Origin of the sequence: Rothia sp. ZJ932 (assembly GCF_016924835.1) — a bacterium.
Classification (GTDB): domain Bacteria; phylum Actinomycetota; class Actinomycetes; order Actinomycetales; family Micrococcaceae; genus Rothia.
Genome location: NZ_CP070480.1, coordinates 503,643 through 515,823, shown reverse-complemented (window position 1 = coordinate 515,823; position 12,181 = coordinate 503,643). Strand labels below are relative to the sequence as shown.

General features: G+C 54.6%; 14 protein-coding genes. 2 read left to right on the top strand and 12 right to left on the bottom strand.

Translation table 11 applies throughout. The annotated features are described in order from the left end of the window. Window positions 1-14: 14 nt before the first annotated feature. Window positions 15-938 carry a 1,4-dihydroxy-2-naphthoate polyprenyltransferase gene (locus tag JR346_RS02375; protein WP_204877920.1) on the top strand — a complete coding sequence of 308 codons (924 nt, stop codon included), beginning with the start codon at window positions 15-17 and terminating at the stop codon, window positions 936-938. Between the two features lie 110 nt (window positions 939-1,048). Here JR346_RS02375 and JR346_RS02370 read toward each other — a convergent pair whose 3' ends face one another. Continuing rightward, a complete protein-coding gene (locus JR346_RS02370) occupies window positions 1,049-1,330 on the bottom strand; it encodes a DUF4229 domain-containing protein (RefSeq protein ID WP_204877921.1) in 282 nt (93 codons plus the stop codon). A 70-nt stretch (window positions 1,331-1,400) separates the two neighbouring features. On the opposite strand from JR346_RS02370, the gene JR346_RS02365 reads away from it, so the two are divergent. Then, the gene (locus tag JR346_RS02365) at window positions 1,401-1,802 is read left to right on the top strand and encodes a PLD nuclease N-terminal domain-containing protein (protein WP_205482908.1); all 402 of its coding nucleotides are present in this window, start codon (window positions 1,401-1,403) and stop codon (window positions 1,800-1,802) included. Between the two features lie 99 nt (window positions 1,803-1,901). On the opposite strand, the gene JR346_RS02360 is transcribed toward JR346_RS02365, so the two are convergent. The 11 genes from JR346_RS02360 to JR346_RS02310 all read right to left on the bottom strand — a co-directional run bounded on the left by JR346_RS02360 (window position 1,902) and on the right by JR346_RS02310 (window position 12,159). Next, window positions 1,902-2,210: a hypothetical protein gene (locus JR346_RS02360; RefSeq protein ID WP_205482906.1), complete on the bottom strand. Its 309-nt coding sequence runs from the start codon at window positions 2,208-2,210 to the stop codon at window positions 1,902-1,904. A gap of 251 nt (window positions 2,211-2,461) precedes the next feature. Then, the gene (locus tag JR346_RS02355; RefSeq protein WP_205482904.1) at window positions 2,462-3,523 is read right to left on the bottom strand and encodes a hypothetical protein; all 1,062 of its coding nucleotides are present in this window, start codon (window positions 3,521-3,523) and stop codon (window positions 2,462-2,464) included. A gap of 60 nt (window positions 3,524-3,583) precedes the next feature. Beyond that, a complete protein-coding gene (locus tag JR346_RS02350) occupies window positions 3,584-4,201 on the bottom strand; it encodes a hypothetical protein (protein WP_205482902.1) in 618 nt (205 codons plus the stop codon). A 280-nt stretch (window positions 4,202-4,481) separates the two neighbouring features. Beyond that, the gene (gene ccsB, locus JR346_RS02345) at window positions 4,482-5,531 is read right to left on the bottom strand and encodes a c-type cytochrome biogenesis protein CcsB (protein WP_239479080.1); all 1,050 of its coding nucleotides are present in this window, start codon (window positions 5,529-5,531) and stop codon (window positions 4,482-4,484) included. Window positions 5,532-5,554: 23 nt separating this feature from the next. After that, window positions 5,555-7,165 carry a cytochrome c biogenesis protein ResB gene (locus JR346_RS02340; protein WP_205482900.1) on the bottom strand — a complete coding sequence of 537 codons (1,611 nt, stop codon included), beginning with the start codon at window positions 7,163-7,165 and terminating at the stop codon, window positions 5,555-5,557. Window positions 7,166-7,175: 10 nt separating this feature from the next. Then, window positions 7,176-7,922 carry a cytochrome c biogenesis CcdA family protein gene (locus JR346_RS02335; protein ID WP_204877927.1) on the bottom strand — a complete coding sequence of 249 codons (747 nt, stop codon included), beginning with the start codon at window positions 7,920-7,922 and terminating at the stop codon, window positions 7,176-7,178. Further along, on the bottom strand, window positions 7,915-8,517 hold the full coding sequence (locus JR346_RS02330) for a TlpA disulfide reductase family protein (protein ID WP_204877928.1): 603 nt from the start codon (window positions 8,515-8,517) through the stop codon (window positions 7,915-7,917). The genes JR346_RS02335 and JR346_RS02330 overlap by 8 nt, the downstream gene beginning before the upstream one ends. A gap of 60 nt (window positions 8,518-8,577) precedes the next feature. Further along, window positions 8,578-9,249: a histidine phosphatase family protein gene (locus JR346_RS02325; RefSeq protein WP_205482898.1), complete on the bottom strand. Its 672-nt coding sequence runs from the start codon at window positions 9,247-9,249 to the stop codon at window positions 8,578-8,580. 20 nt (window positions 9,250-9,269) lie between these two features. Then, window positions 9,270-9,536, bottom strand: a complete 267-nt coding sequence (locus tag JR346_RS02320) for a glutaredoxin family protein (protein WP_204877930.1) — start codon at window positions 9,534-9,536, stop codon at window positions 9,270-9,272. Window positions 9,537-9,662: 126 nt separating this feature from the next. Continuing rightward, a complete protein-coding gene (locus JR346_RS02315) occupies window positions 9,663-9,761 on the bottom strand; it encodes a 30S ribosomal protein bS22 (protein ID WP_005504750.1) in 99 nt (32 codons plus the stop codon). A gap of 403 nt (window positions 9,762-10,164) precedes the next feature. Next, window positions 10,165-12,159, bottom strand: coding sequence for a FadR/GntR family transcriptional regulator (locus JR346_RS02310; protein WP_205482896.1), 1,995 nt, complete (start codon window positions 12,157-12,159; stop codon window positions 10,165-10,167). Between the last annotated feature and the right edge of the window lie 22 nt (window positions 12,160-12,181).

The window sequence follows — 12,181 nt, the reverse complement described above, 5'->3', positions numbered from 1 at the left end:
AAGGACGCGCCACCGTGGCAACAGTTTCTCAGTGGGTTGAAGGTGCCCGCCTTCGCACCCTACCCCTGGCTGTAGCACCCATTATTGCTGGCTCAGCGGCAGCCTACGAGGTTGATTCGCTCCATGCTGGCAGGGCTTTGCTCGCTTTTCTTGTTGCCTTTTTTCTACAGGTCGGCGTTAACTACGCTAACGACTATTCTGATGGCATCAAGGGCACCGACGAGGTACGGGTTGGTCCGTTACGCCTTGTGGGTAGCGGTGTTGCGAGTCCTCGATCGGTAAAGTTCGCCGCTTTTGCCTGCTTTGCTTTAGCGATGCTGTGCGGTTTGTGGCTGGTTGCTTTGGCACACCAGTGGTGGTTCTTAGCTATTGGCGCGTCGAGTGTTTTTGCTGCTTGGGGATACACCGGAGGCAAGCGTCCGTACGGTTACATGGGCTTAGGCGATATTTTTGTCTTTATCTACTTCGGCTTAGTAGCAACCCTGGGCACTCTCTACACGCAGGCTGCCCAGCTAACTCTCACCGGTTGGGTGCTCGCTATTGGTTTAGGGTTGATCTCGTGCGCCATGCTCATGGCTAATAATGTGCGCGATATTCCCACCGATATTGACGCCGGCAAGTTCACTCTGGCAGTGCGCTTGGGTGATAAAAATGCCCGTCGCGCGTACGCCCTCGAGATGGTCATCGCTCTATTGCTCGTGGCACTCTTACTGCCGCACAACCCCTGGTACCTGTTGCTTTTTATTCTGGTGGCTCCCGTCATGCACTCCTGCGTGGTGGTGCTTTCTGGGTCTAACGGTCCGGCGCTCATTCCGGTGCTCAAACAAGCTGGCATCATTGCCCTCGTCTTTGCAATTCTTGCTTTTGTCGCGGTATACCTAGATGTCTTCGAGATGTTTGCTGATGCTGACATCGCCCCCTACTCGATCGGCGACTAACCCGGTTTCTCTCCTCTGCGTATCAACAAAAACCACATAAAAACTAACAGCGCGTTGCGCTCATTAGTGAATGAGCACAACGCACTGTATTTATCGCACGCTAGATGCTGCTAGGGCAGTCGCTGATTTTCTTGCAGGCTATCAACGTAGGAATCCTCAATATCGCGGTTGAGGTCTTCTTCGGTGGGACGCTTTTTCTTGCGGGAGAAGAATCGGGCGAGATCTTCACCGGCTTTGCGGTGCAGGGTCGGAAAAAGCAGGTAGCACAGGGCGAGCGCAATCAGTATCGCAAAAATAGCTGAGAACACCAGCGCAATGTTGAGCCAGATACAGCCCATAAAGACGGCGACCATAATGCCAAAACGTAGCAGGGTATATTTCAGAAGATTCACCTCTCTAGTGTAGCCCCCTGAGCTGTGCGTTTGTCGTGAGTGTGTCAGACTGGTGTGTATGGGTAGAGCTATGTTGATTATTGGTGCCGGCGCCTTATTGGTGGGCATTATTATTTATGCGTTGATTGATTGTGTGAGAACAGAAAGCTGGCAGGCGCGTGCCCTGCCGAAACCTGTGTGGTTGGCTGTGATTGTTCTCTTCCCGCTGGTGGGTTCTCTCTTATGGTTGTTTGTGGGACGTCCTCAGGACGCAAGCTTGCTGAACCCTTTACGCAATGATCGTCTTTCTCCGCCCCCGCAGAAAGCGCCGGATGATGATGATGAGTTCCTGCGTTTTCTTGATGCTAAGGCTAAGCGTGAGCGTGAATCGCGCGAACGTGAGCAGGGTAAGAGTAGCTCTGACCCCGGTGTGACCAAGGACTCTTTCGACGGTGAAGATCCTTCAGATGAGGGGCAAAAGCCTTCCCGCTAAGGATTTCTCACACGATGGATTTTCTTCAAAAGACCGAGCACCCGCTAGATGCAGGTGCTCGGTCTTTGCATGCCAGAATCTGGTCAAAGTACACGGGGTTTAGAAGAAGTATCCCATGCCTTCGAGGTCGGTGACGTCCGTTTTTCTTTGCGTGCCCTGAACCAGTTGAGTGCGTGGTAAATGGGTCAAGCTGAGCAGGACGGCAAAAAAGAAGATGCCCACCAGAAACGGTGTCCAGGCTTGGTGGCTGGCGAGGTCGCTGACCTGCTGGTACATCAGCACGGAGTAAGCACCAAGGTAGAGAGCAAGAACACCCAGCATAATAGCCTGGCGTTTGAGCGGTAGGGAAGATTCCCTGTTAAGGCTGATGGCACCGCTGATATTGAAGTTTTTGACGCTGCGGCTCACCAAGCGAATGTAAGCGTCTCATGCAACCACTGCGGTGATTCGCGGTCGGTACCTACCTCGTGCAGGGCTGCCTGCAGGGTATCTGAAAGTAGACGGGCATCGCCGGTTACCGCTCCTTCCTCAAAGAGCTGTGCGCCCCGCCTGTTCGCTGCGCAAGTACAAAGATTCTAATATGTTCTCCTTACTTTATCGCTTGCACCGGCAGCCTACTGCGGTGATTGCCACTCTACCACCGAAAAAGGGACACGCTTTTAGGTCAGTGGGGTAGAACGTACCTTCCGGTATGCCCTATAGGAAATGCCTGTGCAGATCACTAAGAATCCAAAGAGGATGATGGTCAGTACCCGAGGCTCACCGTTGCTGATGGTATAGAATACTGCAAATCCGTAAACAACGGTGCAAAGCAGTAACTGCCAGAAGTTTCGGAAAGGTTTGACCGTCGCATCTGTGGACACTGCTCTAGCAGCAGAGTAGGGGCTACCCATGAGTTCGTGGAGAGTCATCTTCTCACTGCGCGCATTCTGGGTGTACTGCGCGACGAGGGCACGGGCGTCCTTAAAGCTTTTCTTGTGGTGGAAGCTAAGGTAAGCAGTAAAATCTTCTGCCCAGCGCTTATCGTCGGGTTCTCCCCCACTGGCGCCGCGGTGGAAGATGCTGAGGCGGACGCGACGCGTACCGATGGATAAGCCTAGAGCAAGTATTCCTACGCCCAGCCATAGAAGAGGGTTAACACCGTCCCCCGCGAAGACTTTTTGCACCGAGGCATTCAAAAGAAGCAGAGCAAGAGGTAACCCTAGAGTCATGAAGGCAAAGACCAAACCCACGAGACCTGCAAGTGGGTAAGCAATATAGCGCAGCAACCGCTCATACACGGTAGCTGCCCCATGAGTTGCAAGGGCAATATACACAGGGATAGCGAGAACAAGGGGTGAGGTAGCTGTGAAGTACACGGCGTCACCATCGATCAAGCCTATGACGAATAAACCCACATATAACAGTGCCGTACAAAAGAAAAGAGTACTCAGTACATTATCGGTGTATCCTGGTGCCCGTTCACGTAAGTAGTTTTCTTTGGTCTTACCTTGACTGAGCTGATAATGTGCCCAGGACGCGGGGTCTCCCGCCTCTTGCACGACGACACCACCGCGATCTCGGACGTCATCGATAACCTCTCGGCACAACCACTGAGCGACAGAGATGCGAACATTGTAGGCACTCAAAATCCCGAAGGCTTCTTTAACCCACTGCTGCCCGGTGGTGCCACCGCCAGCTTCTTTCATCTCGTTCATCAACACAGTACCAGGGGTTTTCATTTTTGATCCTTCCTGTACGTTCTGGTGAATACTATCGGGGCGATTGCCGGTCGCAGCGTGTTAGAAACTGCGCCGGGCTTCTACTGTCTGGAGCATTTGCCGGTTCTTGTCAGCTTCTGAGGTGTCGGGGTATTTCTTCGAAAAAAGATAAAGGGCGATTGCGGCAGTCACGGCAAGTACGATATTCCACACGAGGATGCTACCGGGAAGGTTAATCTGCTGAAACAGCTTCATCCACAGCACGAAAAGGACGATTCCTACCGCTAACATACCGATGAACGCGCCTACTCCTGCGACAAAACCGTGGCGGTGCCCTACCCGGTGCATTGCGGAGATGACGCCGGTGGTCACCGCTCCAGCAATAAAGGGTAGACCGATGAAAGAGGTCGGCAACCCTTCCTCACCAACGAGAAACCCCAAAAGGGCGAAACACAGGGTCAGGGCAATACCCATGGTCAGGCTCATTTGTATAAAGTGCCGGGCGTTGTAGGTCTCTGCGGGGGGGGGGGCAAAAGCGCCAAGATCGTTTTCTCGTAGTTCGCGCACCTTACGCGCGGCAAAGTCTTCAGCAGAGCCGTGCAACTCTTGAGCGCTCTGATGGGTACGGGAAATATCATGAGCCACATCGACCAGTTCCAGGGCTTCCCGCTGGGGTTTCACTTTGGCATCGACCGCCAAGAGCCACAGCACCCTATCGGCCTACGCTTGATCGGCAACTCCGCCGCCTGCATCCTCGAAAAGACGGTGGATGACCTGCCCCGGTGCTTCTACTACGCTACTCATCTCTGCCTCTCTTCAGACCACTCCATTGAATTCTGCGTCACACTATTCTATCAAGCGCCCCCCTGTCTGCAACCTGTCCACTTTTTGTGCGGGCACAGAGTGCCTTCAAAGACAACAAAAAAGCGGGGTTTTCAAGACTTTAGAAACTAAAGCTTGAGAACCCCGCTCAGAACTTTTACAGACCCGAGTAGGAATGCAAACCGTCAAAGAAAGTGTTAACAATCGTGAAGTTGAAAATCACGCAGAGATAACCAGCAATGGAGAGCCAGGCTGAAGGGTTACCCGTCCACCCGCGCGTACCACGAGCATGCAAGTAGGCGGCATAGACTACCCAGATAATGAAGCTCCACACCTCTTTAGTGTCCCAGCCCCAGTAGCGTCCCCAGGCAACCTCAGCCCAGATAGCCCCGGCAGCCACGGTGAAGGTCCACATCACAAAGCCCACCGCATTGAGCCTAAACGAGAAGTTCTCCAGTGCCTGGGCGCTGGGCACCAGACGCATAAATGCCCAACCGGTCTGCCCGGTTTCAAGAATCTGACGTTCACGGCGATCCTGAATCAACTGCAAAATCGCCATCGCAAAAGTCAGCGTAAAAATAGCTGATGCCAGCACGGCAATAGACACGTGAATAACCAGCCAGTAGGTGCGCAGGGCAGGAATCAAGTGACCAACCGGCGTCGGGTACACCACAGCGGCAACGGTCATCATCAAAGTGGTCAGACCAGCCACGAGAGTACCCACAAAACGCAGGTCACGGAAAATCAAAACGCCCAAGAAAATCACGGACACCAAAAAAGCACCGGTGGTCAAGAATTCATACATATTACCCCAGGGCACGCGGTTTGCCGCAAACGCACGGGAAAGAACACCACCTGCGTGAATGAGTGCGGCAAGGGTCATCAGCGCCACCGCTACACGAGCAGCAGGTCGGCGTTCACCGGTGTAACGCATCTCAGAATCAGCAACATGATGCTTGAGTTTCTGCGCGTCTTTGCCCCGGTAGCCAGCGCCGCGAGCGCCAGTACCCTGCTCCACGCCAGAAACGCGAGCGACCTTAGGTGCGTTACCGGCAGCTACAAGCTCCGGCTCCTGCTCTGCTGTCTGAGACCCGCGGGAATTAACCGCAAGATCCCAGGCAAAAGCAACAAAAGCTAAGGTGTAGGCAAATGCCGCGACCACCATAAGAATGTCGCTCCATTGAGCGAGTGTCTGGTTAATTTCCATTGTGACTCGTTTCCATCAACATCTTAGTGAGCGGTATCCGCAAATTCTAGGTTCCAGGTCTCAGCGAAGAGCTCTGTCAGTTTGTCGGCTTCAGTGGCAAGACGCGGGTCTTCGCCTCGCGCCAGCAAACCGTATTCAATGGTGAGACCATCGGCGGTGTCTTGGGCACGTACCCACACGCGGCGGCGGGGTATGAACAGTGACGCGATGAGGCTGAAGAACACCACGATCACTGAGCCTAGCACTATCATCTTGCCCGGATCATAGTGGATGTCCATACCAACATACCGTTTGACGCCTTGGAAGGTGACCGTGCCGCGCCCGTCGGGTAGGGTAGCCTGGGTATTCTGTGAATCCAGAATGATGCCGTTGCCCATTGCCATCGTGTTGAGCGGTTTCATCTGGGTGGTATCTACTACGTACACGTTCTGTGGGGTGCCGTCGTCCAGCCCTAGATCACCGTAGTAGCTCTGCAAGACCAGCATGGGGTTAGCCGGGGCTGGGTCGGCTGAGTAGGGTGGCGCTCCTTCTTCTTGAACGCCGGTGGGCAAGAACATGCCAATGAAGGCAAGCTGGTCTGGCTTCGTATCCGGCACCTTAAGAACGATGGACGAGGTGTAGTTACGGTCGCCGCCGAATAACCCCACAACCGGTCCTTCAAAGGTAATGTTGCCGTCGCCGTCCCTGACGGTGATGATGGGCGCGTACCCGTTACCGATTAGGTAGTGGCTGGCACCGTTGAAGCGCACGGGCTCATTGACCTTCAGCACCTGCTCGTAGGGTTCTTCCCCGTTGCCGGGGTTGATGGTCATGGATGCCGAGTAGTCGTAGTCCTGACCGTAGGTTGCACTATCAACCTGGCGGTCGTAGGTGACATCGAGTTCGTTGAGAGTCATCGAGTAGGGAGTGAGCCAGTCAGGGTTGTAGTTCGTGCCGGGGGTAAACAGGTCGTAGCTAATCAGCGAGTTCACGTGAGTGTCGCCCTCTACCATGATGCGCTGACCGTAGTAGCCAAAGAGTGACCCCACAGCGACGCCCACAAGCACACCGATCATCGCGGTGTGGAAGAGAATGTTGCCGACCTCGCGCAGGTAGCCACGTTCAGCGCCCACAGATGCATTTTCACCTGCGGTGGCGGGGCGTTCTTCAACCCGGTAGCCGCGCTTTTTGAGGATCTGTACTGCATCCTGAATTGCTTGGTGTGCCGTCAGCTCGCTGTGCCCCTGAGGTAGCACAATCGTGCGGTACTGCGGCATGCGCGAAAGATTCTTGGGAGTTCGGGCGGGCGGACGCTTCATCGCCGCATAATGCTGAACAGCACGCGGCAGCACACAGCCTACCAAAGAAATAAACAGCAAAATGTAAATAGCCGAGAACCACGCCGATGAGAACACATCAAAAAGCTGAATTTTATCGGCAATCGGGCCCCAGGTGGGGTGCGCCTTGATGTAGTCGTTAACAGCACCGGGGTTCTGAATGCGCTGAGGAAAAACTGACCCGGGCACAGCGGCAACAGCCACCATGAGCAGCAAGAACATGGCGGTGTTCATTTTAGTGAGCTGGGCCCACGCCCAGCGCAGCATGCCGCTAACTCCGAGAGCAGCTGGCTCCGAGCGTTTTTCTTCGGTAGACATGGGTTCCTTACTAGATGGGCAGTTCGTAGACGGGCAGTACGGATTGGGTCCACGAGATGAATGCCGTCCAGGCACCGGTGGCAATCAACAAACCAATGATAAGAAGCATAATACCGCCGCCGCGTTGGAGCGCTAACCTGTGCTTTTTAGCCCATCCCATCGTGTTGACGCCGCGGCTAAGACCCAGCGCAACCACCATAAATGGAATACCCAGTCCCAAGCAGTAAGCAAGGGTCAGCGCTATAGCTTTAGCGTTTCCGGCACCGGTGGTGTACACCAGGGTTTGCACTGCGGCAAAGGTTGGGCCAATACACGGTGCCCAGCCCAGCCCGAAAGTCACGCCCAAGATGGGTGCGCCCCATAAACCTGCCGGTGGTTTGCGGTGAATCTTGCGTTCGGTCTGAAAGGGGGCAAAGCGTCCCATAAAGACCAGACCCATCAGCATAACCAGCCCACCGAGCACCAGATTAACCCAGCCTTGCCCGCGCAACCAGGCGGCGGTGCCCAACTGCGCTAAAACGGCGGAAAGAAGCACAAAAATCAGTGAGAAACCCAGAATAAACAGACCAATACCGGCGACTACTCGCCAGGTACGGCTGCGTCCCCCGGCACCGGTTAGACCTGCGACGTACCCCAGATAGCCGGGCACCAAAGGCAACACGCACGGGGAGGCAAAAGAAACCAACCCCGCGAGCGCTGCCAGCGGAAGGGCGACCCACAAAGAGCCGTCCAAAATAATGCTTCCGAAACTATTCACTCAGCAGATCCTGCATCATGGTCTTCATAATGGAAGGGTCAATTTCGCCCAGGACGCGCGCGGCGACTCTCCCTTCAGCATCAAGTAACAAGGTGGTGGGTACTGCCTGGGCGGGAACAGTCTTGCTCAGTGCTAGCAGAACCTTGCCATTGAGATCTTTCATGGAGGAGTAGGGCACCTCGAAGTTACGTTCAAAAGCCTCAGCGGTGCCTTTTTCGTCGCGAACGTTCACCCCCCAGAACTCGATATCTTCACCGAAGGTTTTGTGAAGGTCATTGAGGTGGGGCGCTTCAGCGCGGCAGGGGGCGCATCCTGCGTACCAGAAGTTCAACAGGGCAGGCTTACCACGCAGGGATTCAGCGGTGAGTTCTCCTCCATCGAAGAGTTCACCGGTGAAGTTCACGGGTTCAGAGCGGTCTGCAACCGCCCATTCGGTGACCGAACCGTCGCCCGCTACATAGCCCTTGTCGTCGCCAGCATTAGCCTGGGCAGCTAAATCATCGTTGCTGCTCGAGCACCCCGCTAGCACAAAGGCAGCGGCGGCAACAGACAAAGACAAGCCCTGCCTGCGAGTAACAATAGATGAATAACGCATAGCTTCTCTTTCAACAGCTAGAGGAATACTTGATAGTAGAAATAAATGGTTACTTTTGCATTATGAACCCGGTAGCTGAATAACTCCTGAGTACAGAGCTACTGCGGGTTCGGTGTAGCTCACGGTGGGCGTTGAACCGGTCAGCGGATCAAAGGTAAAACTGGTAATGGAGGCAAGGTTACACTGGCGCGTGCGCGGGTCGTGGGGGTAGACTTTGCCTTCGGCTGAAAGGCGGGTGAGCCAAATCGGTAGCTGGTGCGATACGATAATAGCTTCAGCGCCCTCACCCCCGAGTTCGTAGGCTTTCGCCCCGGTATCGCGAACCGCAGCCACCATGCGCTCTACCTGCTTAGCGTAAGGTTCGCCCCATGACGGACGCAGGGGGTTAAGCAGGTGCCGCCAGTGGCGAGGCTGGGTGGCAAGTTCAGAGGGGCTCACGTGCATGCCCTCAAAGTAATTAGCCGCCTCAATCACGCGCTTATCATGGTGAGCTTCCAACCCCAGTAGCTCAGTGATGGGCGCAGCCGATTCCTGGGTGCGAGTCAGCGGAGAACACGCCAAGTACACAATGTTCGCGCCGGCATCAGTCCGGCGCTTAAACTCCTCGGCGCTAGCCCTCACCATCTGCTGCCCTTTTTCAGACAGGTGATAGTTGGGCAGGCGACCGTACACAATCCGCTCGGGGTTGTGTACCTCACCGTGACGCATCAGATGAACAGTAACAAAAGCCATCTTTACTCCCTCAAAAATCTTTACGCCCCACCGGCGAGCTTGCTCAAGGCTCGGCTCAGCCGTTTGGGGTTAATCTGCCAAAAATCGTGAACTCTACCGTTAATTTTCAGCACCGGAATTTCTACCGCGTGCTGCTGCCTCAAATCAGGGTGATCTTCGATGTTCACCTCGGTAAAAGTCAGCCCGAAATCAGCCGCAACCTTACCCACGGTGGCACGCGCGTCCTCACACAAATGACACCCCGGCTTAGTCAGCAGCTCAAGCTCAATGTTTTTGGCAGTATTCATACTCTCAATCCTAGAGGTTCACTCACCCACTACTCAACGCCGGTGGGCTATTGAGCATAAGCAAACGGGCCCCGCGCCAGGTGCTGGTATGCACGAAGGAGCGGAGCCCGCTAAAGCTCAAGAAATTTACTTCTTGTTACGACGCTGGTGGCGAGTCTTGCGAAGCAGCTTGCGGTGCTTCTTCTTTGACATACGCTTGCGGCGCTTCTTGATAACTGAACCCATTGGATTCACCTCACTTATTAAATAGATACCCGGCCAGAAACCTCACGCACTTTCAACGGTGCGGATATTCTGGTAGCTACCCGGGTGCGTTTATACCGGTATAGACGCTCAAACAAACAACCGTTGAGCTTGGCATGTGAAGATGCAAGATCAACGGCCGTTAAACGTTCTCATAATAGATTACAAGCAAGAGACTGCTTTTGAGTAATCGTCGACCGCTTTCGCCCCGGTTATTGCTCACATTTACCGCCTGACAGCTCGGTGAGGACTGTTTGTCTTGGGCTAAGGGACGTCCGACAGTAAAATGCCCCAGGGTGCCTGTGGTAGCAGGCAATCGGCAGTCACGGTGGTCGCTGCCAAGCTCCCATGAGACTGCCGTCAGCAACCTAACCGGGGTCAAAGATTAACGCTTACGTTTTTTCTTTTTCTTCCCCTTATTTTTCGATAAGGTAGCACCTTTACCTGCAATCGGCGATTTAGCCGAAGAAGACGAAGAAGACGAAGAATCCGATACAGGTTCGTCCGCTGAGCTTGGCTCAGGCTCATGGTGGTTTGGTTGATCTTCAACTGAAGCTACCTGCTGCTGTACCTCGGATGAGGGTTCACTCGCTGTAACTGCCCCGGAGGTTTCTGTATCAGTTACCTCGTGCTGATTTTCCTCAGAGGCATCAGCTACCGAAGCTGTGGAGTCGGTGTTCACGCCCCACCCAAAGAACCGCTTAATTTTTGAGGTTCGCTGGGACGCTTGTGGCTGGGTATCAGCGTGCTCTGACGTGCTGTCAGGCTCCACCGGTCTCTGTATCAAAGACGTCTCATGCAAGGGTTCTACGGGGCTGGTTTCCTGTTCCTGAGTAGCCGGTGCTGATAGCTGGGCATCGGGCATAACAGCTGGTTCCGGGGCAGTTTCACATGGCTTTTGGGCAGCTGCGCCCAAGATTTCAGGGGAACTTTCCGTAGCCCTCTGATTCTTCTCTGACTCGGGAGTGCTCTCTGCATCCTCAGCCGAAGCCGAGCGGTTTTTGCGACGCCACGAGAAAAACCCGCGCTGATGCTCGGTGTTCTCACGCTGTTTGTGCTGTTCCATGAGTTCCGCCGATGACGGCAAATGGGCGCTGGGGCGCGGTTTCGCGCGCAAAATATTATCCGCATCTGCCCCGTTTGACTGCTGCGACGCCGGAGCCACCTGACCACCAATTATACCGGTGGGCTGGCTCTTACGCGCCACAGGTTTAATGACAGTCGCGTGAACCGGAGTACTTACCGTACCGCTGCGACGACGCCCCGGTTTGTCGGCACGAACCACCAGTAGCTCATCAGTATTAGTGGTGAGCTCCCCCGGAATCTTTCGCGACTCCACTGCATTAGCTTCGCGCTGAGGTAGCTCTCGGTTTTCTTCGGATTCCAAGGTGGACGCCTCCGCCACGACTCCCGGGCCAAGCTGCTGGGTTTCGCCCCGGTCAGAAACAGTGGCGCTGTAAGCGGCATCAGGTTCAGCCCCATCGGGTGCGTCTTGGCCCTCGGAGAGGGGCTCGGACGGTTCATCCGCTGCATCACCGAGTGGGATAGCAACGGGTTCAATAGAATTCAAGGCTTCAATGAGGTCCGGTGAAACCGAGAACCCCGGATCTTTGGGAAATAGCTCAGTGTCATCAACCGTTACCGGCTCCAAAGAAGACACCGGATCTTCTTCAACCTCAGGAATGCGCGGGGCATCCAAATCAATGCCCGCCTCTTCATATTCGCTACGAATCTGAGCGCGCACCAACGTAGCAGCCAGACCATTATCGCCAAACTCAATAGCGTCAAGAGCCGCACGGTGCTCAGAACGCAAACGGGCAGTAGTTGCACTCCACAACCCGCTGGTACCAGCAATCGACATCAAATAGTCAAAAAGCCCCGGACGCAAAGCGCCCATCAACCCGCTCATCAACCCATTACCGCTAGCGCGCACTAACGCCACATGAAAGGCAACCTCAAGCTCATAAAACTCCCCCAACCCAATATTGGGTTCCTGCATAGCCTCAAGCACCTCATGAGCCTCAGCGAATGCCGGGTGCTGCGCGTCCGCGTTCTCAGCTGCCCACCCCTCAATCAGTATGCGTGCCTGCACTAAATCACGCACCGGGTACTTCGCTTGGGCAGTATGCAACCGCAAAGCTGGGGCTGCCGAAGCTACCGGATCCTCCACCAACTGCGAAATGATGGTCTTTTTACGCCCCTCATACAGGCGAACAATTCCCATATCTTCAAGGTGCTTCAGACCCTCACGAGCAGCTGAATGGGTAAGCCCAGTTGCCGTAGCGATAGTACGGTCATCGGGAAGATCCTGCCCCAGACGAAGATTACCCTCGAAAAGCTCTTTTTCAAGCCAGGTCAAAATGATGCTGTGTGCAGTCATAACTTATTTCTTCTAGAAAATT

What these genes read in the sequence shown, in the direction of transcription:
- JR346_RS02365 (WP_205482908.1), top strand. Translation starts at nt 1,401, where the DNA reads ATGTTGATTATTGGTGCCGGCGCCTTATTGGTGGGCATTATTATTTAT.
- JR346_RS02355 (WP_205482904.1), bottom strand. Translation starts at nt 3,523, where the DNA reads ATGAAAACCCCTGGTACTGTGTTGATGAACGAGATGAAAGAAGCTGGC.
- ccsB (WP_239479080.1), bottom strand. Translation starts at nt 5,531, where the DNA reads ATGGAAATTAACCAGACACTCGCTCAATGGAGCGACATTCTTATGGTG.
- JR346_RS02340 (WP_205482900.1), bottom strand. Translation starts at nt 7,165, where the DNA reads ATGTCTACCGAAGAAAAACGCTCGGAGCCAGCTGCTCTCGGAGTTAGC.
- JR346_RS02330 (WP_204877928.1), bottom strand. Translation starts at nt 8,517, where the DNA reads ATGCGTTATTCATCTATTGTTACTCGCAGGCAGGGCTTGTCTTTGTCT.
- JR346_RS02325 (WP_205482898.1), bottom strand. Translation starts at nt 9,249, where the DNA reads ATGGCTTTTGTTACTGTTCATCTGATGCGTCACGGTGAGGTACACAAC.
- JR346_RS02320 (WP_204877930.1), bottom strand. Translation starts at nt 9,536, where the DNA reads ATGAATACTGCCAAAAACATTGAGCTTGAGCTGCTGACTAAGCCGGGG.
- JR346_RS02315 (WP_005504750.1), bottom strand. Translation starts at nt 9,761, where the DNA reads ATGGGTTCAGTTATCAAGAAGCGCCGCAAGCGTATGTCAAAGAAGAAG.
- JR346_RS02310 (WP_205482896.1), bottom strand. Translation starts at nt 12,159, where the DNA reads ATGACTGCACACAGCATCATTTTGACCTGGCTTGAAAAAGAGCTTTTC.